Genomic DNA, 26414 nt, shown 5'->3' with positions numbered 1-26414 from the left:
GATGGGCCAGCGAAGAGCGCGAAAGCCAAGCTCCAGCGCGAGAAGGTCCGCTACGGAAATAATCCACAAAGCTGACGCAAAACCGCCATACCGCAAACTTAATGCTGATGCGCTATGCCAATGCGCTGATACCATCCGGCGACACTTTCACCGGAGCCTCCCCGCCATGGGCACGCACGCATCATCCCAGACCACGCGAATCCTGACCCTGATGCTGCTCCTCGCAGCGGTGTTGCTGACTGGCTGCGCCACCCACTCACAGCCGCCGATCCGGCTCACGGCCGACACGCTGGCAACGTCAGATGAGACCATCGGCATCGCGATGGCCGCAGTGCCCACCGCCGACACATACTTCCCGGGCGCCAACTGCCTGCTGTGCATCGCCACGGCGCGTGGCTGGCATTCCACCATGACCACCCACGTACGCACGCTGCCGCGCGACGACCTCGACAACCTCAAGGAGGATCTGGCAAAGGCCTTTGAGCGCAAGGGGATGCGCGCGCAGGTGATCAGCGAGGACATCGCGCTCGACGACCTGCCGAAATTCTCGCGCAAGGAGGTCAATTTCGCCGTGCTCGACTTCTCGTCGCTCAAGAGCAAGTACCAGGTGAAGAAGCTGCTGGTGGTGCACTTCGAATCGCTGGGCGTGACACGCAACTATTCAGGCTACGCTCCGGTCCAGCCGCCGCAGGGCTTCGTGAAGGGCCGCGGCTATATCGTGGACCTCGATACCAACCGCTACGACTGGTACTCGGATCTGTGGATCGGGACCTCGGTTCGCGGCGCCTGGGATGAGCCGCCCGCTTTCCCCAACCTCTCCAACGCCTATTTCCAGTCACTCGCAATGGCGAGGGAGCGCATTCTTGCGCAGGTTGGCAATTAAGGCGGCCTCGATGACCCGCTCCGCGAGACTTCCCCTGCGTCCTGCTGCCGCTGCCTTGCTGGCGGCAGCCCTCGCACTGCTGGCGGCGTTGCCTGCGAGCGCCAATGAGGAGCAGGTGGTTTTCCGCTCGTCAGACGAGGCCGCAGTGTTCAAGGGGATGCAAGGCATCGGAGTTGGCGGTGGCATGGACACAGGGCAGTTCCTGTACCCGGCCCCGGACGCCGGCACCTTTCTGGTGTCGGTACTCACGCACGCCTTCATTGCCGACTCCGCGCAAAAGCGTGCGCAGCAAAGAATCGCAGAGGCGACTGACCGGGTGGTGCAGCCCTTCCTGCCCGACCTGGCCGATCTCACGCACGACAGCTTGTTGCGTCAGTCGGCAGTCGAGCTCGGGTTCCCAGACAGCGCTGTCATCGCCGCCGACGCTGCGCTGCCACCACAGGGCTGGACGGTACAGGGTCGGCCCGTCTTCCGGCTGACGCAGGATCTGCGCGCGCTGGTCCTCGAACACGCCATTACGATTTCCTTCCTCGATTCCGAGCGCACCCCGCTGCCGCTCCTGGTGGCAGTCGTGTCGTCCCCGCTCCACGATGACGAGCACATTGATCTTGATTCGACGGGGCGAATCCAATGGATACGGCAGACCAGCGCCGGCCTGATGGCTGAATCGCTGCGCATCGCGTTGCAGTTCGCGCGTAACGACATCACTGACACGCCAGAACAGCAGCGCACCCACAAGTATTTCGAAGGCAGCATCCTGCGTTACGAGCGCGGACAGCAGTTGCACGAAACCTGCAAGCGACGGGTGCTCATGACGCTACGCGGCGGCTTGCTTTCCATACCGGTTAGCACCAACAACGCTGCTGCAAGCGGGTGCACCGAGACGCTGTGACGCCACGTTCGGCCAACGCCGGCGAACGACCCGGACATCCCGCGCCCTTCCCTCTCCCGTCCATACACCTTGGGCTGCAAGACCTGATCCCGCGCCTCATGCACCATTGAGCTTGATCACAATATGATCGGATCACTCTCATTTTTCGACATCGGGCTGCCTACATCTCAAAGCAGCCAACTCTTTAGGATCACGAGCCAACTAAAGCCGTGACATTGCGGTGCCAAAGGGGTTTTGCTGATCATCATGTTCGCTGGTAAAGAACGGCGCGCCCTCAATGTGATAAACGCACGGCTCTTCCGAGAGGCACTCCTCCAAACCCCTCATAAATACTCGATGATCTTCACTCGCTTCGAAGCCTGGCGTGTGATCTTCGAGTGATTGCCACCGCACGATCAGATTGAAGTGCTGTGGAGTTTCGATCCCTTGCGCGAGCAGGTGACCGCCGTAACCCTTTGCGCGCCTGAGCAAAGGAGCCACTTCGGCGAATGCACTTTTGAACTGTTCAATTTGTTCTTTATGAACGGGCAGCACAGCAATTTCATACACCATGGCGATCTCCAAAGATGGCTTGAATGCTTAAGTACGATCCGGTGCGAGCGACGGCTCGACTGCAATCGCGATTTTTCCTCGAAGGCCGTTGTTGGGGCTCTCCAGGCGAGCATGGGCGAGGGCGAGGTCGGCAAGCGGGTAGACCGCGCCAACATGTGGCCGCAGCTGACCGCGCTCGATCAATGCGCTTAGCTCATCAAGCTTGCCGCGGTTCTGCCGCGTGAAAACGAAGTGATAGCTGGCGTTTTTGCCCCAGGCCTGAACAAGGTTCTGTGGCTTTGCGATGTCCACAATCGAGACCACACGGCCAAGCTGTGCGAGCGCATCGGGGCTACGGGTCAAGGTGTCGCCGCCGATGGTGTCGAACACGACATCAACTCCGTGGCCACCGGTTTCGCGCAGGACGGCGGCGACGTAATCTTCCTTTTCGTAGTCGATGAGCACATCGGCACCCACGCTTTCTGCGAACTCGAAGTTTTGTTCGCGCACCGTCGTGAAGACCTTGGCGCCCATGGCTTTTGCCAGCTGGATCGCCACATGGCCCACGCCTCCCGCGCCGCCGTGCACGAGGATGCTTTCGCCGACTCTGAGCTGCGCACGCACGACCAGTGCTTCCCACGCGGTCCCGCCGACCAGGGTCAGGCTCGCCGCCTCCAGATGGCTCAGCGCCGCTGGCTTCTTGCCGACAATGCTTTCGGCAGCCACGTGGTATTCAGCGTAACTTCCTGGCCCGTCAAAGATTTGCGGGGTGTACCAGACCTCATCGCCTGGCGCGAAGCTCGTCACGCCCGGCCCTACGGCTTCGACGACACCTGACACGTCGTGGCCGGTGATGGTCGGCAGCGGCACCAGGTCGGCATAGTCGCCACGTCTGACCTGGAAATCCAGAGGGTTGATGGAGGTTGCGTGCACCCGAACCAGTACTTGCCCCGCATGCGGCACCGGCTTGGGTACCTCACGGAGTTCGAACGATTCCGGGCCGCCAAATGACTTGAGTATCATCGCTTTCATGGTAAATCCTCGCTTCGGTAAAGTTGAATATCGAGATTTCTAGATGTTAAGTGGTAAAAAAAATTACGCGGTTTCTTGATGCTCTCAGTCCATAGCAACTCCTCACTTCTGTAAAAATAAATATCGCGATTTTTCGATATAACTGCTTAAATAATTACAGCTCTTTCCCCATCAGCTCGGCGAGAGCGCGGATGGCTTCTTCATTGCGCTTGTAATAGGTCCACTGACCGATGCGCCTGACTTTGACCAAACCCGCTCGCTGCAGAGTTGCCAGGTATCCAGACACCGTCGACTGCGACAGTCCGATACCTTCTTGAATGCTGCTAACACAGACCCCCACCGTGTGAACGTCACCTTCATCCTGTGGAGGAAAGTTCTTCTCGGGATCCTTCAAACCCTTCAGGATTTGAAGGCGTGTAGGGTTCGAGAGCGCTTTGAATATTTCGATCAGGTCCATGGCCGCCATAATATCGATATTTTTCGATATGTCAATGCACAGTCAACCGCGGTCAAGCAGGTGGCGATTCGGAACCTGCTACCTGCCCCCAATTTCAGCACCACGTACGGCTTCGGAGCCTCTCGGGGGGCTAGAGAGTCTCTTCCTTCGCTTGCGGCTTCCCGATCCGGCCGCCAGCGGCAGATCCGCCGCTGGGACGGCACTGACGGCCATCTGGAGTTTGGCAGCAAGCGCCGTCCCCGCCACGCCTTGATCATCGAGAGCTTCGACATCGACGTCTCCGGCGCCGGAGACGGCCGGCGCGCTACCGAGAGCGGAATATGCATTCGGAGGCCTTAGGCGGCCCTTACGATTTGTCATTACTCGACTTCGCAAATATCACTAGGATGAAAAGCCACAGCCGCGGATCAAGCAGGCTTCTTGAATGAAGCAGTACGGCTTCGTTCATGCAATGTCGGGCTCGCGGCTCTTGAGAAGAGTGGATTCTGAGCTGCTGGCACGCGGCGGCAGATCGTCATAGAGGAGACATACATGGCCAAAACCATCTACGAAGCACTGCGTGAAAGTCACGAGCTGCAGCGCTCACTCTGTCGACGGCTCGTAAGTCTCACGCCCGACTCAGGACACCGACAGGAAACCCTGCGGGAACTGCGAATAGAGCTGGCTGCGCATGCCGCCGCCGAAGAGCGATTTCTCTACGCGCCCATCCTGATGGACGACATGGGGCTGAACTCGTCGCGCCACGCGCTGGCGGAACACCATGAAATCGACGAATGCGTTGAAGACATTTACGGCGCAGATTACGAAGGCGGTAGTTGGCTGGCCAAGGCCAAGCAGCTTGCGCATCAGGTCGAGCACCACTTGGAAGAGGAAGAAACCAAGTTCTTCCAGATTTCGGGAAAGATTCTTTCCGATGCGCAGAAGACCGCGTTGGCCAAGCAGTACGAATCCGATTATCAACGCATGAAAGAAAAGCTATCCAAGGCCTGATGCCGACTGAATGAACTGCATTCTTCCCTGCATGCGACGAACCACTTTCTGAATGTTCAAGGGGATCGGGGCACTCACCGGCCCGGGGACCAACCGGCGGCGGTTACTTTTTCAGCCCAGTGTTTTGCTCACAGCCAGTCTTTGTAGCGCTCTAATACCCTGCCCAGCATGGAGTTTTGAGGGTAGGGCGTGTTCTTGTCGGTGCCGGACCGGCGCCACAACTCGTTGTAGCAATGCAGAAACCACGTTTCTTCCGGCACCTCATCGGCACCGGAGATCAGTCGTTGTGGGCAGTCCCACCAATCGACGGGATTGGCGAATTCGGGACTCATGATGGTCGGGGCGAGCGCCGGATAGGCTTTCACCAGCGTCGTGACCAGCTTGGGGCCGATGTCGCCATAAGTCAGCCTTTCAAGCGGGAAGCGGTCGGCAATGACGCGCGCCAGGTCAACGACATCACCGGGCGTGGGCGCCGGGTGGTGGATGACGTTGACGTTGATCTGCACCGATAAATTCTTTGTTCGCTCGGTGACGATAAAACCGTTCTTGCCCAGCGCATTCACAGAGTGTGCGGGCGCGAGACAAACCACGTCGGTATCAGCCCACAAGCCGCCTTCCTGGGACAGTACGAAATATCGAAATAAATCGGCAAAGCCCGCGTAGGAGCCGCCGTGATAGGTGAACACCCGGCTCTCGGGGACGACCCGGCGCGCATCGCAAAATTCCACGCCCGGCGGGACGTTCTTGATCTCGTCGTAGCTCCAGAGCTTGAGCCTGAAGCCGTTGGCGACAAAACTGACCGCGGCAAGTCTTTCGAGCATAGAGAACTCGCCATACGCCCAGAACATGTGTGCCTGGACCGGCGCGTCCTCGCTGCGCGCGTTCTGATTGCCCGGCGGCTTGCCGGCGATAGTGACCGGGAGGTCGTGGTCCTTGACGAACGAATAGCCGAAGCGGTTCGCAAGCTGGTTGATCGCCTTTCTCGGGTTCATCGGGCTTCGGAACGAGTGGTATCAGGACAAGGCTGCGGAGGCGTCGCGGCGGGCCGGCGAAGCGGCGTCCTCGTCATCATCCACCAGAAAACCACCGCTCTGATGCGACCACAGGCGCGCGTAGATACCGCCCTGCGCTAGCAGGCTGCGGTGGTCACCCTCTTCGACAATTCGACCTTGGTCGAGCACGATCAAACGGTCCATCGCGGCGATGGTGGACAGCCGGTGGGCGATGGCGACCACGGTTTTGCCTTCCATCAGGCGATAAAGGCTGCCCTGAATGGCGGCTTCGACTTCCGAATCGAGCGCGCTGGTGGCCTCGTCGAGCAGCAGGATGGGCGCGTCCTTGAGCATCACGCGGGCAATGGCGATGCGCTGGCGCTGCCCGCCGGAGAGCTTCACGCCACGCTCGCCGACATGGGCGTCGTAGCCACGCCGGCCCTGCAGATCGGTCAGGCCGAGGATGAAGTCATGCGCCTCGGCGCGCTTGGCGGCGGCGATCATCTCTTCGTCGGTGGCGTCGGGGCGCCCGTACAGGATGTTGTCGCGCACCGAGCGGTGCAGCAGCGAGGTGTCCTGCGTGACCATGCCGATGTGTTCGCGCAGGGATATCTGCGTGACGTCGGAGATGCTCTGGCCGTCGATCAGCACGCGTCCCTGTTCGATGTCGTAAAAGCGCAGCAGCAGATTCACGATGGTCGACTTGCCCGCGCCGGAACGGCCGACCAGGCCGATCTTCTCGCCGGGGCGGATGGTCAGCGTCAGGTCGTCGATGACCGGAGGCATCTCCGGCCCGGCGCCATAGGCAAAACGCACCTGGTCGAACTGGATCTCGCCGCGCGGCACGGCCAGCGGCTGCGCATCAGGCTGGTCGACAACACGGCGCGGCAGCGACAAGGTGTTGATGCCGTCCTGCACGGTGCCGACCTGCTCGAAGAGCTGCGCCATTTCCCACATGATCCAGTGCGACATGCCATTGAGCCGCAGCGCCATCGCGCCGGCCGCGGCCAGCGCACCGACACCGACCTGGCCTTGCGTCCACAACCACAGCGCAACGCCGGTGGTGCTCATGATGAGCAGCATCGACAGGACGTGATTGACGATCTCGATGCCCGACACCAGCCGCATCTGCGCGTGCACGGTGCCCATGAATTCCTTCATGGCGCCGCGCGCGTAGGCAGCTTCACGGCCGGCGTGCGAGAAGAGTTTGACGGTGGCGATGTTGGTGTAGGCGTCGGTAATGCGCCCGGTCATCAGCGAGCGCGCATCGGCCTGCGCACGCGAGACCTTGCCGAGCTTGGGCACGAACACCCACAAGGCACACAGATACAGCCCCAGCCACACCATGAAGGGCACGACCATCCACAGGTCGAAGCCGCCGACCACGAAGATCATGGTGACGAAGTAGATCGTCACGAAAACAAGGATGTCGGTCAGGATCAGCACGGTGTCGCGCACCGCCAGCGCCGTCTGCATGACTTTGGCGGACACGCGCCCGGCGAACTCGTCCTGATAGAAGCTCATGCTCTGGTCGAGCATCATGCGGTGGAAATTCCACCGCAGCCGCATCGGGAAATTGCCCGCCAGCGCCTGATGTTTGACCGTGGTCTGCAGCGCCACCAAGCCAATGCTCGCGACGATGACGCCACCGAGAATCGCCAGCGTGCCGCCCTCCTCCGCCCACAGATTGGCGGGATCAACCGTGGCCAGCCAGTCCACCACCTTGCCCAGCATGGCGAACAGCACGGCCTCGAAGGCGCCGATGCAGGCGGTCAGCAGCGTCAGCCCGATGACGAATGGCCGCAGCCCCTCGGTGCCGGCCCACAGAAAGGCGAAAAAGCCCTTGGGCGCCGGCGCCGGCACGGTTTCGGGATAGGGATCGACGCGGTTTTCGAAGAAGCGGAACAAAACTTGGATGCCTTGGGACTAGCCCTTGTGTAGCTCAGGATGGAACGGCAAGTGCTGCTGCGGGCAAGTCGTAACTGCACACCACTCGCACCCGGAAACTCGACGGCATGCCGTACATGAACGTGGTGGATTCGTGGCGCCTGCCTGCGGCGGCCGACGTGCCTTCCAGCGCGTCCAGCAGCGTGCCGACGAGTGCAGCGGGCAGATGCGCTGCCTCTGACTGCGGCGAAGTCTCTGTACGAGCGCCGCCTAGCCGGCGCAACGCTTCCCACAATCGGCCCAATCGTCTGTAGATTTTCCGCTCACGCTCAAGCCTGATCAGACAACGACATCGCGCACCGTCACGCCGCGCCTGCGGCAGCCAGGCGCCCAGTTGATCAACATTGAAGGTGATCTCGGGATAACCAGCACCAGGACGTCCGGCCGCGCTCTCGAACGCTGCGTCCACCAGACCACGAAGATACGCTCTCTGTTCCCACGACAGATCGCCCGAAATGCCCGCAATGGTCATCCAGACGTACTTCGCATAGCGATAGAAGTTGTGATGCCGTCGGTTGTCGCGCCTCGACTTCAATGCGGAGTAGGCAAAACGCTCGTCATCCGTGTGGCTGATGGCCTCGACAAAGGCCGCGGGATACTCGCCCTCGGAGAAGCCGGCCAGTTGCATGCGCGCATACAGATCAGCGTCCTCGCCACCCCAAGCCGTGAAGAACTCGTCATACCCGCCCAGAGCATTCCAGACCGACCGCTCCATGAGCGCCGTTCCCCAGGTCTCGTTCCCACGCTCGCCGTCGACCAGACCCGCGCGGTAAAAGCGGCCGACTGACAGGTTCTGACGCATCCACGACACCCAGCCTGACTGGACCAGGATGTCCGCATCGATGAAGCAGACCCATTCAGCCGTTGCCGCCTCGGCACCCATGTTCCGGGCCCGAGCGACACAGAAGCCGGGGTCATCATCCACCCGCACGACCGTAACCTGCGGCCAGTTGGCTTCCACCCAGTCGCCGGTGCCTTGCGGGCAGCCGTAATCGACCACCACGATCTCGTCCACACCGTCGGCAACCCAGCGCGGCAAGGTCTGTTGCAGATGGTGCAGGCGGTTCTTGCAGGTCGTGACGAAGGCAATTCGGTCCATGGCCACTCCGATCAATCGCGGTACAGGTTCCGCGCGAGGTCTGCGATACTCACTCACAACTACTCTGTCGGCAAGTTGAATGCCCTCCCCGACCACGCAACGCATCCTCGTCACCGGTGCGGCCGGTTTCATCGGCTCCCACCTCTGCGACCGTCTGGTCAACGCCGGGCACGCGGTGCTCGGGGTCGACAACTTCTACACCGGGGCGCAACGCAACGTGCAACACCTGCTCGACCAGCCGGGCTTCGAGTTGCTGCACCACGATGTCATCCATCCATTTGAGGCAGAAGCGGACCGCATCTTCAACCTCGCCTGCCCCGCGGCCCCGGTGCACTACCAGCGCGATCCAGTACGTACGACCGTCACCAGCGTGCAAGGCGCCATCAATCTGCTGGAACTGGCGCGCCGCAAGGGCGCCCGCATCCTGCAGGCTTCGACCAGCGAGGTGTATGGCGACCCGCTGGTGCACCCTCAGCCCGAAAGTTACTGGGGCCACGCCAACCCCATCGGACCGCGCAGTTGCTACGACGAAGGCAAGCGCTGCGCCGAAACGCTGTTCTTCGACTATCGCCGGCAGTACGGCATGCCGATCAAGGTCGCACGCATCTTCAACACTTATGGCCCGCGCATGCATCCCGACGACGGCCGCGTGGTGTGCAACTTCATCGTGCAGGCCCTGCGCGGCGAGCCGATCACGCTGTATGGCGACGGTTTGCAGACACGCTCGTTCTGCTACGTGGACGATCTGGTTGACGCGCTGATACGGCTGATGGACACGCCGGACGATTTCACCGGCCCCGTGAACCTCGGCAATCCGGTGGAAATGAGCATGCTGGAACTCGCGACCCTGGTGCTCGACCTGACCGGCTCGGCCTCGCCGCTGGTCTACCGCCCCCTGCCGCAGGACGATCCGCGCCAGCGCCAGCCCGACATCACGCTGGCGCGCAATGCGCTGGGCTGGGAGCCGAAAGTCGAGCTACGCGAAGGCTTGCGGCGCACGGTCGAATACTTCGACACGGTACTCAGCGCTTCGCGCGTCTAGACGCAGCAAACACCTCGGTTCATGCCCGCGCAGGCTGCAACGAGAATTCACAGCAAACGCCAAGGTGCAACGGCGACGGCAACCGGGCGCCATCCCCTTCTGCCCGGAGCGTGAGCGCGCGCGGCTCGCTTGTATCGGCGAACCGCCTGCGGACGGTGCTCACGATCTGCGCCTCGATGGCGCTGAGACCCCGCAAAGGCACGCCACGCAGTCGCGCAAGGGCTTTGCGCGCATCGCGCCGGACGCGGTAGCAGAAGTATCTGAGCCGGCCGTCGCCCCGGACAGGATGTGCTTCGACAGTCAGGGTCAGCGTGCAACGCGCGAGATGCCGGTACATCGCCGGCACCCAATCGCCTAACTCCAGCATGTCCAGCCGGATCACCAGCGGCGAAGCAAGCGCCCCGCCAGCCCACCCGCTGACCGCCGACTCAATGACCTGACTGATCCGCTTGCGCTCGGCGAATGGCAGCTCATCCGTGACCGATGCCAACACCATGCTTGCATGCTTGGCGCTCAGGTACAGCACGTTTGCGCTCAGCTGTCGGGCACGGTCGGGAAACTGCGAATACGTCAGGCGCTCGTTGTCACCGTGCGCGATGGTCGAGACAAAGTCGCATGGAAAGTCCGCCTCACTCAGACCTGAGCTGTGCAGGCGACGGTAAAGATCCCCGTCCTCACCGCCCCACCCCCGCAGCAACTCGTCATAGCCACCGCAATGCTCAAACGCATCACGCTCGACGATGAACGTCCCCCACAACTCTGGTTGCCGCGCCGCACCGGCCGGCGCCACCCGGAAGAAACACCCTGGCTGCAGAGCATTCCGCATCCAGCGCACCCACCCCGGCGCCACCACGGTATCGGCATCAACGAAGCAGATCCAGTCGGCCGTCACCGCCGCCGCGCCAAGATTGCGCGCTCTGGACAACGAAAACCCCGGATCGTCGTCCACGCACACCACCTTCACGTCCGGGAAATGCTCTTTCGCCCACGCCGCCGACCCTTGCGGACAGCCGTAGTCGACCACAATGAGTTCATCCGGCTGCTCTGCGACGAAGCGCGGCAAGGTCTGCTGCAGATGATGAAGCCGACCCTTGCAGGTCGTGACGAAAGCCACTCGGTTCATGAATTCCCCCAACATCCATCTGCAACGACACACCGGAACCCGCGCCCTCAAACACCCATGACAAGCCCGAATGGAAACCGGCTCTAACGCAGTAACACCAGCCGCGGCACCGCATCCTCGCCGCACAGCACCACGCCATTCTGCCGATGCCGCCTCCCCAGCGCCTCGACGATGGCTGGCGGGCAGCCCAGCGCGAGATATCCCGGTTCATCCATCCAGCGACCCGTCGGGTCTACCCCGCGCGCCGGCAGCACCAGCGGCGCAAAACGCTCCAGCTCGGCGCCCAGCGCGTTCGTGCGGGTGGTGTTGTCGGCCGCACCGAGCAGCTGCCCGTGCGGATTGCAGGCCGTGATAAAGGCCGCCGACGGCATGGCCTTATCCGCCATCAGCCCCGCAAGGTCCGAGCTGTGCTGTCCGATGCGCAGCACAAAGGGCACCTCGCCCAGCACGTGGTACTCCGCCGCCTCGTAGGCCGCAATCATCTGCGCCGGTACCGCGCTCTTGCTCGTCATGTCGATCACTTCACCGGAAAGTCGAAGAAGGTCTGCGGATGTGGCTCGTCGCGCAAGGTGTAGTGCCACCACTCTTCAGGCAGGTTGTTGAAGCCGTGGCGGCCCATCAGTGCCGCGAACCAGGCGCGATTGTGACGCACATGCGGAGGCATGTCGGGGTTGGCGGTGTGCGACAGCGGGTCGAACAGATCGAACGGCGAGCCCATATCGACTTCGGCATCCGCCTCCAGCGCCCCTTGCAGCACCGGCGCCGCACGCGCCGGATCGGTCACGGCCAATGTCAGGTCCACCGTGCTGCCGCGGCTGTGACCGGATTTCGCGGCGATGTAGCCGCGCTCGAACAACTCGCTCTTGGGCACGCGCGGGTAGTAGGTGGCCATCCGTTTCAGATCGTCAAGATCGCGTCCCCAGCGCACGAAATCATCTACTGCCCGCTGCGGCCGGAAGCAATCGAAGATCTTCAGCGTCAGACCATTAGCCTGCGCCTCGCTCTGAACCCTCGCGAGCGCCGCGGCAGCCGGATGACTGAGGATGCAGGTCGCCCGCTCGTAGCCCACCACCGGTCGGCCGAGGAAGTTCTCAGAACCCGCGTAGCGGATGTCGTACTGCGCCTCGGGGATGTGCGTCGGGACGTCGACAAAACCATCGGGGAGCGCAGCGGCGAAAGCTGGCGGATTACTCAGCAGCAGAACCAGGAAAACCAGGCGGGCTGTTTGCATCGTGATACTCGGATCGATTTGCACAGCGACGGATTATCCCATGCTGGCAATGATGTGCCCGGGCAGCCATGTATCGCCATTGTTGCAACATTCCCACCAAGCGGCTATGGTTCCTACATTGTCGATACACCGGAGATTCTCATGCAGATTACAGTCAAGAAATGGGGCAACAGCGCCTCAGTGCGCATTCCCGCCACGGTCATGTCGGATGCCCAATTGCAGATCGACTCGGTGGTTGATGTCCGGGTCGAAGAAGGTCGGATTGTCCTCGAACCCGTCCACCCGGATACGCTGGCGCTCGAAACACTGCTGGCCGGCATCACCCGGGAGAATCTGCACGGCGAAACCGACTTCGGCGAACCCGTCGGGAAGGAGGCGCTCTGATGGGCGCCTACACCCCCGAGGCCGGCGACATCGTCTGGCTGCAGTTCAACCCCCAGGTCGGTCACGAGCAGGCCGGCCACCGCCCCGCCGTGGTTCTGAGCCCTGCAACCTACAACGGACTGACCGGACTCATGCTGTGCTGCCCGATGACGACGCAGATCAAGGGCTATCCGTTCGAAGTCGTAATTGCGGGCGGAAACAAGCCATCTGCCGTGCTGTCAGATCAGGTGAAGAGTCTGGACTGGCGGATACGGCGGGCGGCCTTCAAGGGGAACGTGAGCCGGGATGAACTGGCTGAGATACGGCGGAATGCAGTGGCGCTGATCGGACACGGGGCGGGATAACGGAGGCTCACGCGACGTCAAGCGGCGTGACTGAGACGCCCTCTACCTAAATACATACTCCATCAAATTTGACGCCTACCATTTCTCTAAATTGGCATAAACAGCTTCGACAAAGCTATCGAAGACCTCTGACAAGCTGACTCTCATGGAGACCTCCTTCTCATATACATAAAGCTTCTCAACATCGAAAGCTGCGCCAATAAATGCGGCCTTTCGTCCCAAATAAATCGTATTCGCAAGGGTCAGCTTGGTGATATGGCTGTATTGACTGTAAAACTTCTGAGCAGACTCCAGAGGGCACAGTGCATCGTCGTTCAACTCTAATTTTCTCCAATTTCTCGCCAAATCTCGAACAGCGTTTTTCGTCGAATATTTATCGTCGATAAACTGCTGTAAGAAGCCCCACTCTTTATTTGAACACAGCAAAGAAAGCGCCATTGCCTCAACAACCTGCCGCATCAAGTTACCTGAGGCGGAGGCATGCCCAGACATGAGCAATTTAAACGACGATATGTGCATTGACATGGCAAAGTGCACCAAGCCTGAAACATAGGCACGACGTTCATCACCATTACACTTATCGACCGCCTCCCAGTAAGGAACAGCTCTCGCCATTGCCGCCGAAAACTGACGCGCCTCTTGGTGGAAGTGCCGCAAGTACTCGGAGCGAACATCAGCATCGGTGGAAGTCAGCACCTCATATATCACTTCTTCGGTTTTTGCTTTCATGGACGCATTCTCTCCGGGCCTTACCGTGACCTATTGCGGCGGTCGCACTGCCTAAAAGCTAGCTCAGCCCTGCAACCTCTGCATCGCCATGCCCGCCGCCGCCGTGCGTGTCTCCACGCCAAGCTTCTCGAACACATGCTCCAGATGCTTGTGCACGGTGCGCGGGCTGGTGCCGAGGATGTCGCCGATGTCGCGGTTGGTCTTGCCGCGGATGACCCATTGCAGCACTTCGGCTTCGCGGTTGGTGAGGCCGAAGGCGGACATCAGGGTTTCGACGGCGCTGGCGTCGTCTTCCTCGCGCAGCACGACCAGCCATTCGCCGTCGCCGTCGTCGTCGCTCTGGTCGTGGAAGGAGCCGAGCAGGCGCTTTTCGCCGTCGGCGGCGATCAGGGGCGGGACTTCGCGGCGCTCGCTGCGAGAGCGACGGGCGACATTGACCCATTCGGCGAGGCGTGCGGGGCAATCTTCGCTCACCGGCTCGAACCACTCGCGCAGCAGCTTGCGCGCCAGCGGGGTCTGCCACACCAGCCGGCCATCGCGAGCGCGCACGGCGACGGTGGCCTGGCCGAAGGCATCCAGCGCGGTGCGCGCCTGGCGCATCTCGCGGGCGTTGTGCACGTGGGCGGCGATGCGTGCCAGCACTTCGGCCGGGCGGATGGGTTTGGTGACGTAGTCGGCGCCGCCGGCGGCAAAGGCGGCGACGACGTGTTCGGTTTCGGTCAGGCCGGTCATGAAGATCAGCGGAATGGCGCGAGTGGCGAAGTCAGCCTTCAGCCGCCGCGCGACTTCGAAGCCGTCCATGCCCGGCATCATCGCGTCGAGCAGCACGACATCGGGCAGGCTCTGGCGCGCGCGCGCGATGGCCGCCTCACCACTGGTGGCGACCAGCACGGTGTAGCCGGATTCATCCAGGGCGTCGTGCAGCAGCGCGAGGTTGTCGGGCACATCGTCAACGATGAGGACGATGCCTTGCGTTGCCTCATTGCTGAACATCGTTGCCCTCCCCTGGTGTGCCGTCAGCGCGCAGCATGTCGCGCAAGGCGTCGAAACGGAAGGCCCGCGCCATTTCTCGGGCCACGCGCACGAAGGCGCCGCATTCGGGCTCGGTGTTCTCGATGTCGGCCAGTCGCGTAAGGATGCCGCGCAAATAGCCCAGTTCGATCACGGCATCGAGTTCGCGTCTTGCGGCCGCCGAGGGCAGACGCAACGGCTCGGCCACCTGCGGCGCGGGCGGCGACGGGGGCACAGGCGCGGGCGCCTCGACACACACCCACTCCAGCTCCAAGCGACGGCCGATCCAGTCGAGCAGGTCGTCGACACGAATGGGCTTGAGCATGAAGTCTTCCGGGCCGATGCCGACATCGTTGTCGAGGTTGCGGTCGAAGGCATTGGCCGAAATGATGGCGGCCGGCACTTCGTGGTGTTCGCCGGCACGCAGACGGCGCAGGGTCTCCCAGCCGTCAATGCCGGCCATGGCGAGATCCATGAACACCAGATGCGGACGCACTTCGCCGATGCGCTCCAGGCATTCCTCACCGCTGGCCGCCTGCGCCACCTCGAAGCCGAGTGGTTCGAGCACCGAGATCAGCAACTCACGATCTACGCGCTCGTTGTCCACCACCAGGATGCGACGTCGCACGCCCTTGTAGCCGATGCGACGCGCGCGCGGCAGCGCTTCGGCCGCTTGGCTGCCATGCAGGTGCGGCAGGAACAGGCGCACGCGGAAAGTGCTGCCCTTGCCGGGCACACTGTCCACAGTAAGTTCGCCACCCATCAGATTGGTCAGCATGCGGCTGATGGTCAGCCCGATGCCGGTACCCGCGGTGGCGCCGGCGCTGGCCGAGCGGCCGCGTTCGAAGGGCTCGAACACGCGCGCGAGCTCGTCCGGCTCGATGCCCGGGCCGCTGTCTTCGACCTCGATGGTGGCCATCTCGTGGCGATAGACCAAACGCACGCTGACTGCGCCGCGCGCGGTGAACTTCACGGCGTTGCCGATGATGTTGATGAGGATCTGGCGCAGGCGTTTTTCGTCGGCCCGCACCACCTCGGGCAGGGTGCCGGCCGGCTCGTAGGTGAAGCGCAGCCCTTTGTCACGGGCCTGCAGTTCGAACATGCCGACGATCTGCTGCATGAAGGCCGGGAAGGCCAGCGGCCGCACGTCGAGTGTGAGCTTGCCGCCCTCGATGCGCGCGATATCCAGCGTGCCTTCGATCAGCGACAGCAGGTGGTCGCCGCTCTTGCGGATCACCGTCACGGCCTGACGGCGCTTGGGCGGGATAGCCTCGTCGCCATCGAGAATCTGCGCGTAGCCGAGGATGCTGTTGAGCGGCGTGCGCAGTTCGTGGCTGATCGCCGTCAGATAACGGCTCTTGGCCGAGTTGGCTTGCTCGGCCACGCGGCGGGCGTTCTGCAATTGCTCGTCGGTGCGCTTGTGCGACTCGATCTCCTGCACCAGCAGCTGCGTCTGGCGGTTGGATTCCTCCTGCGCCACGCGCCGGCTCTTGTGCGTCAGCACCATCCACCAGGTGCCGATGCCGGCCACGATGAACAGCGCCACGAAGACTTTCAGGAACACGCCGTCGAGCGAGCCGGCGGCTTCCGCGCCAAGCGCCTGGGCCTCATGCACGTAGATCAGCCCGAGCAGCAGACCAAGAAAGCACACGATGGCGCCGGTCAGCAGCAGGTAGTGCCCCAAACCGGCATCGAGCACCGGCAGCAGGCGGGCCGGCAGACAGCGCCGCAACAGCGCCGACCACTGCGCGCTGATGCGCGCATGTGGCTTGCACAGGTCGCCACAGCGCGCATCCAGCGTGCAGCACAGCGAGCAGATCGTGCCGCGGTAGGCCGGGCAGAAGCTGGTGTCCTCGACCTCGAAATACTCGTTGCAGACGGTGCATTTGCGCTGGCCCTCGACCGGCGGCTCGGGCGGGCGGGCGAGGTAGTAGCGGCCTTTGGTCCACCACGCGATCAGCGGCGACACCACCAGCGCCGCGACCATCGCGACAAACGGCGCGAAGGGCTGGATGCCGTCACCGAACAAGCCGACGAAGGTCGCCACCGACAGCGCCGAGGCCACCAGCATGGCGCCGACGCCGACCGGGTTGATGTCGTACAGGTGGCTGCGCTTGAACTCGATGCCTTTGGGCGACCAGCCCATCGGCTTGTTGATGACCAGATCGGCCACCACCGCCACGATCCACGAGATCGCCACGTTGGAATACAGGCCCAGTACCTGACCCAGCGCGCTGAAGACGTTCATCTCCATCAGCAGCAGCGCGATCAGCACATTGAACACCACCCACACCACCCGGCCGGGGTGGCTGTGTGTGAGGCGCGAGAAGAAGTTCGACCACGCCAGCGAACCGGCGTAGGCGTTGGTGACGTTGATCTTGAGCTGCGACACGATCACGAACAGCGCCGTGACACCAACCGCCCACGCAGCGGAGTCGAACACCAGGCCGAAGCCGAGCAGATACATCTGGTTGGGGTCCACCGCCTTGTCGGCCGGCATGCCCTGCTTGAGCAGCATCCACGCCAGCAGCGCGCCGCCGAGCATCTTGATCACGCCCATCACCACCCAGCCCGGCCCGCCGAGCACCACGCCGGTGAGCCAGCGTCCCTTGTTGGCCTCGGTGCGTTCCGGCATGAAACGCAGATAGTCGGCCTGTTCCCCCATCTGCGTGATCAGCGCGATACCGACCGTCATCGCCGCACCGAAAAGGTGCCAGTTGAAGCCGCCCTCTCCGCCCGAGGCGCCGGGATAGTGCCAGAGCTCCCACAGCACCGAGGCGTCCTGATTGAGCACATACACGAACGGCAGCGCCAGCAGGAACAGCCAGATCGGCTGGGTGAAGGTCTGGATGCGGCTGATCACGGTGATGCCGTGCGTCACCAACGGGATGACCACCAGCGCGCAGATGAGGTAGCCCCACGCGGGCGGGATGTCGAAGGCCAGCTCCAGCGCGTAGGCCATGATCGCCGCTTCGAGCGCAAAGAGAATGAAGGTAAAGCTCGCGTACACCAGCGAGGAGATGGTCGAGCCGATGTAGCCGAAGCCCGAGCCGCGCGTGAGCAGGTCCATGTCCACGCCGTGGCGGGCGGCGTACAGGCTGATCGGCAGGCCGGTGATGAAGATGATCAGGCCGATCGCGAGGATGGCCCAGAAACTGTTGATGAAGCCGTAGCCGACCAGCATGGTGGCGCCGACCGCTTCGAGCACCAGAAAAGACGCAGAGCCGAAGGCCGTATTGCCCACCCGCAGCGCGGACCAGCGGCGGAAGCTGCGCGGCGTAAAGCGCAGCGCGTAGTCCTCCATGGTCTCGTTGCCGACCCAGCTGTTGTAGTCGCGCCGCACCTTGACCACGCGCTGCACGGGGTCGGACCCGCCCACGTCGGCGACGGCCGGTGCAGCGGCGGATGAGGCCGGAGTCGCGGGATTTTCGTTCATCGGGCAAGCATACAGGGGCGCTTGGCCGGTCTGCATCTGAGCGTAATCACATGGCTGAAAAGCAAACCCCATGCCCACACAATTTCACGACAGGGCAATGGTGTGTCGGCTTCCGCGGCTATTCCCGAGCGGGGACCGGGTCCGCTGACGGCGTGGAGGGTTCGGCTGGCTCCGCGGGCTCGACTGGGTCCGAGGATTCGGCTGGCTCCGCAATCGGCGGCGCGGCCGCCGCCGGCGCGTCGGGTGTCGGTTCGGGCGTAGGCTCCGGTGTCGCTGGCAGCTGCGCTTCGGCCGCCCCTTCCACCACCTCGAACCGCAGACGTCCGATCATCTGGCCCGCCTCCGTCAGCACCTCGATGCGCCAATGTCCGACCGCTTCCTGCGGGAAGTGCTGTTTGTGCGTCCAGGCGCGATAGCCCTTCTCCCGCCCGCCCTGGATCTCGATCGGAATGCGGTCGACCTCAACGCCGTTGAGCAGCCACACGTGAAAGATGCGTTCCTGCAGACCCAACGGCGCGTCGATGGCGGTGTAGGCGTAGAGGCCGCGCTGCTGCAACTGCGCGGCGCTGACCTGGCGCACCGGGTTTTGCGGCGCGCGGCTCTCGCGGTCCACCTGCAGCGACACCTCGATGTCCGCAAGCCTCAGCGTCGAGGGCGGCACCCAGAAACGGCCATACCAGCCGACCAGGCCCAGGATGGCGATCAGCAACACCAGCAGCGCACCGCGCCAGTAGCTGGGCGCCTTGATCGCGACCGCGAGACTGGGGAAGGACAGCACCACGGCCGCCAGCAGGGCATACATGTAGCTCTGCGCGGTCGGGATGTGCAGGATGATGGGCAGCACCGTAAGCAGCACCACGAACAGCGCCAGCGTGTGATAGCCCAGATACAGCCAGCGGCGCGGCGCGAGCCACTTGTAGTAGACGGGGTCTATCACCGAGACGAGCGCGGCGCCAATCAACGCGCCGGTGAACAACGCTTGGGCGCTATTCCACACGGTGGCGAACACCAGAAAGGGCAAGGCGAAAAACAGGCTTTCCTGGTGAATCAGCTGCGTGGCGTAGCGCAGCACCGGTTCCGGCAGGCGGAAGCGGAAATGCACATCGAGCCAGTGCCGCAAGACGTTTTCCATCACCAGCCAGAGCCAGCTCACCAGCATCACCAGCGCAATCACGCGGGCGAAATCCTCCTGCCGGTCGACCAGCACGAAGCTCGCCACACCCGACAGAAAGCCGAAGATCGCGATGATGCCGCGGTGCCTGCGCAGAATCACCGCCAGCCGCAACACGCGTGTCTTCCACTTGCTCATGACGCGCCCACACCTTTCACTGCGAGCGCTCCGCCGCCAGCCGGAAAGCCAGCTCGGTGAGCGCGGCATAGGCCTTACCGCTGTCAGCGTCCCATTCGGACACGGCTGCGTTCTGCAGGGCGACCACGTCGCGATCACCCCGTGCGGCCGGGCCGGTGAGCGCGTCGCGGGCACCGAGCGCGACCACGTTCTCCAGGGCGCCGCGCGAAATCGCGGCGAGCATGCGGTCGGCGACGTCCGCCGGCACACCCGAATCGACGTAGGCCTTGCGCGCCACGTCGAGGACGACCACCAGGAAGTTCGACGCGAACACCGAGCCGGCGTGATACAGCGGCTTCTTCGAGCCCTCCAGCGCAAAGCACTCGGCACCAATGGCCGCAAACAACGCGGCGAGTTCCGCTGCCAGCGTGGCCTCGCCCTCGATTCCGCAAGGCGTGCCGGCAAAGCGGCCCGCCGCGAGCACCGGGTCCGCAAAGCTCATGACAGGGTGCACGCTGGCGATGCGCGCGCCGACGTCGGCCAGCGGCGCCAGCGTCATCGACGGCGTGAAGCCGGATAGGTGGAACACTCCATCGCCAGCCCGCACACGCCCGCTGGCCGCCAACGCGGTGGCGGCCGTGGCGATGTCGCGATCGGGCACACCCAGCATCCACAGCGCCGCCGGGTGCATCTCGTCCAAGCCTGCAACGGCACGTCCCTGGCCGATGAAGCGCGCTGCGTCCTGCGCGCTGGTCGGAGAGCGCGTCAGCACGTCGCCGATCGCACACGGGCCAGTGCCAGCCCACAGTCGTGCAAGCGTGCGCGCAGCACGGCCGCAACCGACGATGTTGAGCAGAGGGCTATCAGCTTGGGGCACGGCGGCACTCCGGGCGGGCAAGGCCGAGGTGGCCGCAGGCAAAGAAAAACACGTTGAAGCGCAGCATGGGCGCGGCAAATCCTAGTTTTTGACGAGGCCGCCATCCACGATCAGGTTCTGCCCCGTCACTGCACGTGCCCACGGCGAGGCGAAGAACATCACCGCATCGGCAAACTCGGCTGGGGTGGTAACGCGGCGCAGCGGGGTGTGGGCAGCCACCAGATCGAACACCGTCTCGGGCGTGGCGGACGAAGCATCGGTGGTGCGTAGCAGCCCGCCGGACACCATGTTCACGGTGATGCCGTCGGGCCCCAGATCCTGCGACAGCGTGCGCGTCAGCGACAGCAGTGCGGCCTTGGCGGCGGTGTAGTCGTGGTAGGGCACGACCGGGTTCTGGAACAGGTTGGTGCCGATGTTGATGATGCGCCCGGAACCGGCCTGCTGCATGCCGGGCAGCGCCATCTGCGTGGTGTTGAGCGCGCCGCGCACAATGCCTTCCATCTGCTGCGAGATGCTCTCCCAGCGCAGCGCGTCGGCGTGCTCGCGGGCATCCCCATTGAAGCTGAAATCCGGCAGGGCATTGTTCACCACCGTGGTGATCGGCGCGCCGAAGTGCGTCTGCGCCCGATCGAACATGGCCAGCACCATGGCCGGGTCGCACACGTCGGCCTGGGCAGCGATGGCGTGCTCGGGAAATTCGTCAACGATGGCGGCTGCGCGCTTCTCGCTGGTCAGATAGTTGATGACGACACGTGCGCCTTCGCGCAGGAAGGTGCGGCTGATCTGTTCGCCCAGGCCGCGCGCACCGCCGGTGACGAGCACGATCTGGTCCGCCAGGGCGGGAGAGGATGGATTGTGGTGCATGCGGATACCCCCGAAAGTGGGTCGAACTGACAGCGCAAATGAGAACACAGGGCGGCGTCTCTGCCCAAACGCCGACTCACACCGTTGCAATCTTCCCAGCGCTGTCGGGCTGAGCCAGCCAGCGCTGCAGCAGGCGATAGACGTCGAGCGCAAAGCTGCGCGGTGGCAGGGCCGCGAGCAGCGCTGCGAGCGCCTCATCATCGTCGGCGCTGCCCAGATGGCACCACTGGTCGAACACCTGATGCGCTACCGCATCAGTGTGCGCCGAGTGTTCGGTCACGATGATCGGCCCGTCCCACGGCCACGGCTTCACGCCCAGCGGCGCCAGGGCGCCAAGCAGGCGCTCGTCGTGCTCCTCGGGCGTTTCGCGCGAGGCGCACACGCCGGCGCACTGCCCGGCCCGTCGCGCCGAACAGGCGCCGACCCCGGCCGCCTCCATGCCGAGCCGACGCGGGCACAAGCCATAGGCGGCCACCAGTTCGCGCAGCACGGAATCGGCCTCCTTCTTCCCGCGAAAGGCGCCGAACAGGCCTTCCCATTGCGCCGGATCGGTGCCGTCGAGCTTCACGCGCTGCAGCTGTGGCGCGCTGCGGCGGCGCACGTTCACGCGCAGCGCGCAGGCCGCGTCACCCGCATTCGGCACACGGTTGTGGCGCGGGCGATGGCTGCGCACCAGTTCCAGCTCGCGCAGGCTGGCGGCCAGTTCGCCGGCCGTTTCGATCCACTCCAGTCGCCGCACGGCGCGCGCCAGATCGCCCTCCTTGCCCTTGCGCTCGATGGCCGCGAAATGCTCCATGACGCGTGCGCGCAGGCTCGCGCTGCGACCGACGAACAGGACTTCGTCCGCCTCGCCGTAAAACAGGTACACGCCGGGCGCGTCGGGCAGGCCTTCGAGAATGCCGGCCGGCAGCTTGGGCGGACGGGCCGGAAATTTCATGGCCTTGTCCCACGCCGCTTCAAGCGTGTCGGCCGGAAAGGTCCCGCGCGCAAGCTGCAGGAACTGCCACAGCACGTCGGCGTCGCCCATGGCGCGGTGGCGCGCATCGCACTGGAAACCATGGCGCTCGATCAGCGCATCGAGCCCGTGGCGGTGGTATTCGGGCTGCAGCGCACGCGAGAGCTTCACGGTGCACATCACCGGCGCATCGAACTCCACCCCCAGCCGGCCGAACTCGTTATGGATGAAGCCGTAGTCGAAGCGCGCGTTGTGCGCGACGAACACTGCGCCGTTGAGCAGCGCGCGCACGCGCGGCGCCAGCGTCTCGAAAGCCGGCGCGTCGACCACCATGCTGTCGGTGATGCCGATGATCTGCTGGATGAAGGGCGGGATAGTCCGGCCCGGATTGACCAGCGTCTCCCAGCGCTCGACGATCTCGCCGCCCTCGACGCGTATCGCGGCAATCTCCGTGATGCGGTCGGAGACCGGGTTGGCGCCGGTGGTTTCGAGGTCGATCAGGACATAGGTGTCGGGAATGGGCACGGGCAGACCAGGGCTGTGGGCGGAATCAGGGGCGCGGTGTCTCCGGCTGAATCGACGGGGCCGTGCCAGCGCCGAAATCGGGAACACCCCCTGATTCTACGGCCAGCCCTCGAGCATACCAATCACCACCGTCGCCCGCGCGGCCCGACGCGGGCCCGCGCCGACTTCGCGGCAACGGCTTTTACGGTTGTCGCTGTTGCGCTATTTTCCGGTTTGCCCAAACGACGACGGCGTGTTTTTTTGCGACCGATGTCACATTCCGGGAAGCAGATTCGTCCTTGCTGTGTAGTCCCTCAAATCTCACTGCGGAGCCTCACATGCAAGCCCGACTCGACCCCTTCAAAGCCTCCCCCGAATCCATGCGCGCGCTGTTTGCGCTCGAAGAGCACGTGCGCGAGTGCGGGCTGGAATACAGCCTCATCGAACTGGTGAAGACACGCGCCTCGCAGATCAACGGCTGCGCCTACTGCGTGCACATGCACACCCGCGACGCGCGCAACGCCGGCGAAACCGAAGAGCGTCTGTACCTGCTGTCGGCCTGGCGCGAATCACCGCTGTACTCCGAACGCGAGCGTGCCGCGCTGGAATGGACCGAGTCGCTCACGCTGCTGGCCGATACGCACGCACCCGATGCCGCCTACGCCGCACTGGAAGCGCAGTTCAACCCGACCGAACGCGTGAAGCTCACGCTGCTGATCACCACCATCAACGCGTGGAACCGCTTTGCCGTCGGCTTCCGCTCGATCCACCCGAGCTGACATGGACCCGGCCGCCGTCTTCACGCCACTGCGCCGCCGACTGCTGCGCATTGCCTACCGCATGCTCGGCTCGATGGCCGAAGCCGAGGACGTGGTGCAGGACGCGTGGCTGCGCTGGGCCGATACCGACCACGCGACGGTGCGCGACGCAGAGGGTTTTCTGGTGCGCATCGTCACGCGGCTGAGTCTGGACGTGCTGAAGTCGGCGCGCGTGTCGCGGGCCGACTACATCGGGCCGTGGCTGCCCGAGCCGGTATTCGACCCCGACGCCGACGACACGGCAGACGCCATGCCGGCGCTGATGATCGCGCTCGAACGCCTGACGCCGCTGGAGCGCGCGGCGTTTCTGCTGCACGACGTGTTCGGCGCAAGCTTCGACGAAGTTGCAGAGGCCATCGGGCGCGATGCGGCGGCATGCCGCCAGCTTGCGCATCGCGCCCGCGCACACGTGCGTGCCGACCGGCCGCGCTTCAAACTGCCTGCGCAGGACGCCGCGAAGATCGCCGATGCCTTCTTTCTCGCCACGCGCAGCGGCGACCATGCGGCACTGCAGACCCTGCTGACGCAGGACGCGGTGTTCCACTCGGACGGTGGCGGCAAGGTGCGCGCCGCGCTGCGCCCCATTCTTGGCCGCGACAAGGTCACACGACTGATGTGCGGGCTGGCGCGCAAGAGCGGCCATGCACGGCCGCCGGTGCTGTGGCGCGGCACGCTCGACGGCCTGCCGGCCTTCATCACGCTGGAAGCCGGCGGCGTGCTGCAGACCACTTCGCTGGCCATAGAGAACGGGCAGATCGCCGAGATCTACGTCGTGCGCAACCCGGACAAGCTGGCGCGCCTGCGCGCGCAACTCGGCGTGGATTGAGGCGAAGTCAGGATTCGACCGGCTGCTGTCCGCTGAAGCTCGCGAGCATCTGCACGATGTCCGCGCGCGGCAGCTTGCGGCCGATGAAGACGATGCGGCTGCGCCGGTCGGCATAGGGGCCCTCTGCCGGCCAGGCCGGCAACGACGACGGCGGGTACACAGCGTGCTGCACACATTGCACGACACGCGGCAACGGGTCGCCGACAACGTTCAGCAGCCCCTTCACACGCAACACGCGCTCGCCGCAGGCGTGCAGCAGCAGCCCCAGCCCGTCAGAGAAGCCGAGCCAGTCGAGCGGCTGGTCGAAAGTCAGTACAAAACTGCTCACGTCGCTGTCGTGATGCGGCGTCGCCGCGGCGCGCGCAGCGCCGGCCGGTGCATAGCGCGTGGTGCCCAGCGCGGCCTGGCGGCGTACGGCCTCCTCACCCAGCCATGCGGCCGCATCAGGCAGCTTTGCCGACGGGTCGTACAGCCCGCAGCCGGCCAGGGCGCCGTCGGGCGCCTGTCCGCCGAAGATTTCGATCTGCGGTGCTGCGGGATTGAGCTGCGCCAGACGGTCGGCCAGCGCAGCGCGTTGTTCCGGCGTCGACAGGTCGCATTTGGTGAGCAGCAGGCGGTCGGCCATGGCGACCTGACGCTGCGCCTCGCGCTCGTTGTCGAGCTGGGTTTCGGCGTGAGTAGTGTCGACGGCCGTGATCACCCCGTCGCAACGGAAACGCGCGGCAATGAACGGCTCTTCCATCAGGGTGTGCACCACCGGAGCCGGATCGGCCAGGCCGGTGGTCTCGATCAGCACCCGTTCCAGGCTGATTTCGCGCTGCGCGGCGCGCTTGAACAGGCTCTTGAGGGCGCGCACCAGATCGCCCTGCACGCTGCAGCAGATGCAGCCGCCATCGAGTACGAGCAGCGTCTCGTCAATCTTGTCGACGAGGTGATGATCCACCGCGACGTCGCCGAACTCGTTGATCAGCACGGCCGTGCCACTCAGCGCCGGAGTGCCGAGCAGGTGGTTCAGCAGGGTGGTCTTGCCGGCCCCGAGAAAGCCGGTGAGGACGACGACCGGGACGCGGCGTTCGTCCGTCACGTCAGCAACTGATTCAGGACTTCTTCGAAACGCGCTCGAGCGCCTCGTGGCGCTCCTGTGCTTCGAGGCTCAGCGAGGCGCTCGGACGGGCGAGCAGACGCGGGATGCCGATCGGCTCACCGGTTTCGTCGCACCAGCCGTAGCTGCCATCGTCGATGCGACGCAGCGACTGCTCGATCTTCTTCAGCAGCTTGCGTTCGCGGTCGCGCACGCGCAGCTCCAGCGCATGCTCTTCTTCGACCGTGGCGCGGTCGGTCCAGTCTGCAGCGACTTCGTTTTCCTGCTGCAGATGCTGGGTGGTCTCACGTGCGGAGTCGACCAGCGTCTGGCGCTCGGCTTGCAGCAAGGCGCGGAAAAACTCGAGCTGCGCTTCGGACATATATTCTTCTTCCGGCGCTGCCAACAGTTCTTCCTTGGTCAGCGGGCGGACGGCGTCATTCTTGATCGCATTCATCGTTACTTTCCCTGGTGCTTGTCCGGCCTTCCGGACGACTGCCAAAAAGCTTCCGGCGGGGGACGATACACCAAGCTGAAAGGATGCAACAGCCCGAACGCCATCTACTGCGCCCCCACGGGCTATCATGTGCACGCCCATGAGCCAACACGACCACACCACCTCCTGCTGCGAAGAACTCACGCTGGACGATGCTGCCGACCGCTGCCGCGCGCGCGGCGCCAGCCTGACGCCGATCCGTCGTGCCGTGCTCGGCCTGCTGCTCGACGAGCCCGGCGGCATCAAGGCCTACGACCTGCTCGACCGCATGAAGAAGGTGCACCACTCGGCCACGCCGCCGACGGTGTATCGCGCACTCGACTTCCTCATCGAACAGGGTCTGGCGCACCGTATCGCTCGTACCAACCAGTTCGTCGCCTGTCACCACGACGGGCACGACAAGGCGGTGCTGTTTCTGGTGTGTCCGGAGTGCGGCACCATCACCGAACTGCACGATGACGTGGCGCTGGCAGGCCTGATGAAGGGCCTGAAGGCGGCCGGCCATACGCTGGCCAGCCCGGAAATCGAGCTCAGCGCGGTGTGCGGCGCCTGCGCCGCGAGCAAGGCCAAGCCGTCTTAAGC

Annotated in this window: 27 protein-coding genes; 9 read left to right on the top strand and 18 right to left on the bottom strand. The window is 64.0% G+C overall.

The features are described from left to right. Positions 1 to 166 precede the first annotated feature (166 nt). Together AC6H0N_RS06165 and AC6H0N_RS06160 are read left to right on the top strand one after the other, a co-directional pair. Positions 167 to 883 carry a hypothetical protein gene (locus tag AC6H0N_RS06165; RefSeq protein ID WP_497573187.1) on the top strand — a complete coding sequence of 239 codons (717 nt, stop codon included), beginning with the start codon at positions 167 to 169 and terminating at the stop codon, positions 881 to 883. Then, the gene (locus AC6H0N_RS06160) at positions 792 to 1775 is read left to right on the top strand and encodes a hypothetical protein (protein WP_497573186.1); all 984 of its coding nucleotides are present in this window, start codon (positions 792 to 794) and stop codon (positions 1773 to 1775) included. The genes AC6H0N_RS06165 and AC6H0N_RS06160 overlap by 92 nt, the downstream gene beginning before the upstream one ends. A 201-nt stretch (positions 1776 to 1976) precedes the next feature. Here the strand turns inward: AC6H0N_RS06160 and AC6H0N_RS06155 are convergent, their stop codons facing one another. The 3 genes from AC6H0N_RS06155 to AC6H0N_RS06145 all read right to left on the bottom strand — a co-directional run bounded on the left by AC6H0N_RS06155 (position 1977) and on the right by AC6H0N_RS06145 (position 3795). Beyond that, entirely contained in the window at positions 1977 to 2327 is a 351-nt protein-coding gene (locus tag AC6H0N_RS06155; protein ID WP_497573185.1) for an antibiotic biosynthesis monooxygenase family protein, read from the bottom strand. Positions 2328 to 2354: 27 nt separating this feature from the next. After that, entirely contained in the window at positions 2355 to 3338 is a 984-nt protein-coding gene (locus tag AC6H0N_RS06150) for a zinc-dependent alcohol dehydrogenase family protein (RefSeq protein WP_497573184.1), read from the bottom strand. A 154-nt stretch (positions 3339 to 3492) separates the two neighbouring features. Continuing rightward, on the bottom strand, positions 3493 to 3795 hold the full coding sequence (locus AC6H0N_RS06145; RefSeq protein ID WP_497573183.1) for an ArsR/SmtB family transcription factor: 303 nt from the start codon (positions 3793 to 3795) through the stop codon (positions 3493 to 3495). A 531-nt stretch (positions 3796 to 4326) separates the two neighbouring features. On the opposite strand from AC6H0N_RS06145, the gene AC6H0N_RS06140 reads away from it, so the two are divergent. Next, positions 4327 to 4785 carry a hemerythrin domain-containing protein gene (locus AC6H0N_RS06140; protein WP_497573182.1) on the top strand — a complete coding sequence of 153 codons (459 nt, stop codon included), beginning with the start codon at positions 4327 to 4329 and terminating at the stop codon, positions 4783 to 4785. Between the two features lie 128 nt (positions 4786 to 4913). Here AC6H0N_RS06140 and AC6H0N_RS06135 read toward each other — a convergent pair whose 3' ends face one another. The 3 genes from AC6H0N_RS06135 to AC6H0N_RS06125 are packed head-to-tail and all read right to left on the bottom strand — an operon-like array spanning position 4914 to position 8823. Further along, complete coding sequence (locus AC6H0N_RS06135; protein ID WP_497573181.1) at positions 4914 to 5777, bottom strand: glycosyltransferase; 864 nt, start codon at positions 5775 to 5777, stop codon at positions 4914 to 4916. A gap of 21 nt (positions 5778 to 5798) precedes the next feature. Further along, on the bottom strand, positions 5799 to 7694 hold the full coding sequence (locus tag AC6H0N_RS06130) for an ABC transporter ATP-binding protein (RefSeq protein ID WP_497573249.1): 1896 nt from the start codon (positions 7692 to 7694) through the stop codon (positions 5799 to 5801). A gap of 25 nt (positions 7695 to 7719) precedes the next feature. Then, positions 7720 to 8823 carry a glycosyltransferase family 2 protein gene (locus AC6H0N_RS06125; protein WP_497573180.1) on the bottom strand — a complete coding sequence of 368 codons (1104 nt, stop codon included), beginning with the start codon at positions 8821 to 8823 and terminating at the stop codon, positions 7720 to 7722. 79 nt (positions 8824 to 8902) lie between these two features. On the opposite strand from AC6H0N_RS06125, the gene AC6H0N_RS06120 reads away from it, so the two are divergent. Beyond that, entirely contained in the window at positions 8903 to 9865 is a 963-nt protein-coding gene (locus AC6H0N_RS06120) for a UDP-glucuronic acid decarboxylase family protein (protein WP_497573179.1), read from the top strand. Between the two features lie 19 nt (positions 9866 to 9884). Here the strand turns inward: AC6H0N_RS06120 and AC6H0N_RS06115 are convergent, their stop codons facing one another. The 3 genes from AC6H0N_RS06115 to AC6H0N_RS06105 all read right to left on the bottom strand — a co-directional run bounded on the left by AC6H0N_RS06115 (position 9885) and on the right by AC6H0N_RS06105 (position 12219). Beyond that, positions 9885 to 10988 carry a glycosyltransferase family 2 protein gene (locus AC6H0N_RS06115; RefSeq protein ID WP_497573178.1) on the bottom strand — a complete coding sequence of 368 codons (1104 nt, stop codon included), beginning with the start codon at positions 10986 to 10988 and terminating at the stop codon, positions 9885 to 9887. An 83-nt stretch (positions 10989 to 11071) separates the two neighbouring features. Next, complete coding sequence (locus AC6H0N_RS06110) at positions 11072 to 11500, bottom strand: DUF3293 domain-containing protein (protein WP_497573177.1); 429 nt, start codon at positions 11498 to 11500, stop codon at positions 11072 to 11074. 5 nt (positions 11501 to 11505) lie between these two features. Beyond that, positions 11506 to 12219, bottom strand: coding sequence for a M15 family metallopeptidase (locus AC6H0N_RS06105; protein ID WP_497573176.1), 714 nt, complete (start codon positions 12217 to 12219; stop codon positions 11506 to 11508). A gap of 141 nt (positions 12220 to 12360) precedes the next feature. On the opposite strand from AC6H0N_RS06105, the gene AC6H0N_RS06100 reads away from it, so the two are divergent. Together AC6H0N_RS06100 and mazF are read left to right on the top strand one after the other, a co-directional pair. Continuing rightward, on the top strand, positions 12361 to 12603 hold the full coding sequence (locus tag AC6H0N_RS06100) for an AbrB/MazE/SpoVT family DNA-binding domain-containing protein (RefSeq protein WP_497573175.1): 243 nt from the start codon (positions 12361 to 12363) through the stop codon (positions 12601 to 12603). Then, a complete protein-coding gene (gene mazF / locus AC6H0N_RS06095) occupies positions 12603 to 12947 on the top strand; it encodes an endoribonuclease MazF (protein WP_497573174.1) in 345 nt (114 codons plus the stop codon). The genes AC6H0N_RS06100 and mazF overlap by 1 nt, the downstream gene beginning before the upstream one ends. 75 nt (positions 12948 to 13022) lie before the next feature. Here the strand turns inward: mazF and AC6H0N_RS06090 are convergent, their stop codons facing one another. The 7 genes from AC6H0N_RS06090 to AC6H0N_RS06060 form a co-directional block, all read right to left on the bottom strand. Then, entirely contained in the window at positions 13023 to 13676 is a 654-nt protein-coding gene (locus AC6H0N_RS06090; RefSeq protein ID WP_497573173.1) for a hypothetical protein, read from the bottom strand. A gap of 63 nt (positions 13677 to 13739) precedes the next feature. Further along, positions 13740 to 14669, bottom strand: coding sequence for a response regulator (locus tag AC6H0N_RS06085; RefSeq protein WP_497573172.1), 930 nt, complete (start codon positions 14667 to 14669; stop codon positions 13740 to 13742). After that, positions 14656 to 18123 (bottom strand): hybrid sensor histidine kinase/response regulator, encoded by a 3468-nt coding sequence (locus tag AC6H0N_RS06080; RefSeq protein WP_497573171.1) that lies wholly within the window; start codon positions 18121 to 18123, stop codon positions 14656 to 14658. Before AC6H0N_RS06080 ends, AC6H0N_RS06085 begins: the two co-directional genes overlap by 14 nt. A 118-nt stretch (positions 18124 to 18241) precedes the next feature. Then, a complete protein-coding gene (locus tag AC6H0N_RS06075; RefSeq protein ID WP_497573170.1) occupies positions 18242 to 19432 on the bottom strand; it encodes a DUF5924 family protein in 1191 nt (396 codons plus the stop codon). A 16-nt stretch (positions 19433 to 19448) separates the two neighbouring features. After that, the gene (locus AC6H0N_RS06070) at positions 19449 to 20288 is read right to left on the bottom strand and encodes a Rossmann-like and DUF2520 domain-containing protein (protein ID WP_497573169.1); all 840 of its coding nucleotides are present in this window, start codon (positions 20286 to 20288) and stop codon (positions 19449 to 19451) included. Positions 20289 to 20369: 81 nt separating this feature from the next. Then, the gene (locus AC6H0N_RS06065) at positions 20370 to 21152 is read right to left on the bottom strand and encodes a 3-oxoacyl-ACP reductase (protein ID WP_497573168.1); all 783 of its coding nucleotides are present in this window, start codon (positions 21150 to 21152) and stop codon (positions 20370 to 20372) included. Positions 21153 to 21228: 76 nt separating this feature from the next. Continuing rightward, positions 21229 to 22632: an exonuclease domain-containing protein gene (locus AC6H0N_RS06060; RefSeq protein WP_497573167.1), complete on the bottom strand. Its 1404-nt coding sequence runs from the start codon at positions 22630 to 22632 to the stop codon at positions 21229 to 21231. Positions 22633 to 22949: 317 nt separating this feature from the next. On the opposite strand from AC6H0N_RS06060, the gene AC6H0N_RS06055 reads away from it, so the two are divergent. Both AC6H0N_RS06055 and AC6H0N_RS06050 read left to right on the top strand, forming a co-directional pair. Then, the gene (locus tag AC6H0N_RS06055) at positions 22950 to 23390 is read left to right on the top strand and encodes a carboxymuconolactone decarboxylase family protein (RefSeq protein ID WP_497573166.1); all 441 of its coding nucleotides are present in this window, start codon (positions 22950 to 22952) and stop codon (positions 23388 to 23390) included. 1 nt (position 23391) lies between these two features. Then, positions 23392 to 24255: a sigma-70 family RNA polymerase sigma factor gene (locus tag AC6H0N_RS06050; RefSeq protein ID WP_497573165.1), complete on the top strand. Its 864-nt coding sequence runs from the start codon at positions 23392 to 23394 to the stop codon at positions 24253 to 24255. 7 nt (positions 24256 to 24262) lie between these two features. Here the strand turns inward: AC6H0N_RS06050 and AC6H0N_RS06045 are convergent, their stop codons facing one another. Both AC6H0N_RS06045 and dksA read right to left on the bottom strand, forming a co-directional pair. Then, positions 24263 to 25339, bottom strand: coding sequence for a CobW family GTP-binding protein (locus AC6H0N_RS06045; protein WP_497573164.1), 1077 nt, complete (start codon positions 25337 to 25339; stop codon positions 24263 to 24265). 13 nt (positions 25340 to 25352) lie between these two features. Continuing rightward, positions 25353 to 25793, bottom strand: a complete 441-nt coding sequence (dksA, locus tag AC6H0N_RS06040) for an RNA polymerase-binding protein DksA (protein WP_497573163.1) — start codon at positions 25791 to 25793, stop codon at positions 25353 to 25355. 139 nt (positions 25794 to 25932) lie between these two features. Between dksA and AC6H0N_RS06035 the strand changes: the two genes are divergently transcribed. Then, on the top strand, positions 25933 to 26412 hold the full coding sequence (locus AC6H0N_RS06035; RefSeq protein WP_497573162.1) for a Fur family transcriptional regulator: 480 nt from the start codon (positions 25933 to 25935) through the stop codon (positions 26410 to 26412). The last annotated feature ends 2 nt before the right edge of the window (positions 26413 to 26414 follow it).

This window comes from Pseudazoarcus sp. NS34 (assembly GCF_059703725.1).
This window is presented reverse-complemented; position numbering and strand designations above follow the sequence as displayed.

What these genes read in the sequence shown, in the direction of transcription:
- AC6H0N_RS06165 (WP_497573187.1), top strand. Translation starts at nt 167, where the DNA reads ATGGGCACGCACGCATCATCCCAGACCACGCGAATCCTGACCCTGATG.
- AC6H0N_RS06160 (WP_497573186.1), top strand. Translation starts at nt 792, where the DNA reads ATGAGCCGCCCGCTTTCCCCAACCTCTCCAACGCCTATTTCCAGTCAC.
- AC6H0N_RS06155 (WP_497573185.1), bottom strand. Translation starts at nt 2,327, where the DNA reads ATGGTGTATGAAATTGCTGTGCTGCCCGTTCATAAAGAACAAATTGAA.
- AC6H0N_RS06150 (WP_497573184.1), bottom strand. Translation starts at nt 3,338, where the DNA reads ATGAAAGCGATGATACTCAAGTCATTTGGCGGCCCGGAATCGTTCGAA.
- AC6H0N_RS06145 (WP_497573183.1), bottom strand. Translation starts at nt 3,795, where the DNA reads ATGGACCTGATCGAAATATTCAAAGCGCTCTCGAACCCTACACGCCTT.
- AC6H0N_RS06140 (WP_497573182.1), top strand. Translation starts at nt 4,327, where the DNA reads ATGGCCAAAACCATCTACGAAGCACTGCGTGAAAGTCACGAGCTGCAG.
- AC6H0N_RS06135 (WP_497573181.1), bottom strand. Translation starts at nt 5,777, where the DNA reads ATGAACCCGAGAAAGGCGATCAACCAGCTTGCGAACCGCTTCGGCTAT.
- AC6H0N_RS06125 (WP_497573180.1), bottom strand. Translation starts at nt 8,823, where the DNA reads ATGGACCGAATTGCCTTCGTCACGACCTGCAAGAACCGCCTGCACCAT.
- AC6H0N_RS06120 (WP_497573179.1), top strand. Translation starts at nt 8,903, where the DNA reads ATGCCCTCCCCGACCACGCAACGCATCCTCGTCACCGGTGCGGCCGGT.
- AC6H0N_RS06115 (WP_497573178.1), bottom strand. Translation starts at nt 10,988, where the DNA reads ATGAACCGAGTGGCTTTCGTCACGACCTGCAAGGGTCGGCTTCATCAT.
- AC6H0N_RS06110 (WP_497573177.1), bottom strand. Translation starts at nt 11,500, where the DNA reads ATGACGAGCAAGAGCGCGGTACCGGCGCAGATGATTGCGGCCTACGAG.
- AC6H0N_RS06105 (WP_497573176.1), bottom strand. Translation starts at nt 12,219, where the DNA reads ATGCAAACAGCCCGCCTGGTTTTCCTGGTTCTGCTGCTGAGTAATCCG.
- AC6H0N_RS06100 (WP_497573175.1), top strand. Translation starts at nt 12,361, where the DNA reads ATGCAGATTACAGTCAAGAAATGGGGCAACAGCGCCTCAGTGCGCATT.
- mazF (WP_497573174.1), top strand. Translation starts at nt 12,603, where the DNA reads ATGGGCGCCTACACCCCCGAGGCCGGCGACATCGTCTGGCTGCAGTTC.
- AC6H0N_RS06090 (WP_497573173.1), bottom strand. Translation starts at nt 13,676, where the DNA reads ATGAAAGCAAAAACCGAAGAAGTGATATATGAGGTGCTGACTTCCACC.
- AC6H0N_RS06085 (WP_497573172.1), bottom strand. Translation starts at nt 14,669, where the DNA reads ATGTTCAGCAATGAGGCAACGCAAGGCATCGTCCTCATCGTTGACGAT.
- AC6H0N_RS06080 (WP_497573171.1), bottom strand. Translation starts at nt 18,123, where the DNA reads ATGAACGAAAATCCCGCGACTCCGGCCTCATCCGCCGCTGCACCGGCC.
- AC6H0N_RS06075 (WP_497573170.1), bottom strand. Translation starts at nt 19,432, where the DNA reads ATGAGCAAGTGGAAGACACGCGTGTTGCGGCTGGCGGTGATTCTGCGC.
- AC6H0N_RS06065 (WP_497573168.1), bottom strand. Translation starts at nt 21,152, where the DNA reads ATGCACCACAATCCATCCTCTCCCGCCCTGGCGGACCAGATCGTGCTC.
- AC6H0N_RS06055 (WP_497573166.1), top strand. Translation starts at nt 22,950, where the DNA reads ATGCAAGCCCGACTCGACCCCTTCAAAGCCTCCCCCGAATCCATGCGC.
- AC6H0N_RS06050 (WP_497573165.1), top strand. Translation starts at nt 23,392, where the DNA reads ATGGACCCGGCCGCCGTCTTCACGCCACTGCGCCGCCGACTGCTGCGC.
- dksA (WP_497573163.1), bottom strand. Translation starts at nt 25,793, where the DNA reads ATGAATGCGATCAAGAATGACGCCGTCCGCCCGCTGACCAAGGAAGAA.
- AC6H0N_RS06035 (WP_497573162.1), top strand. Translation starts at nt 25,933, where the DNA reads ATGAGCCAACACGACCACACCACCTCCTGCTGCGAAGAACTCACGCTG.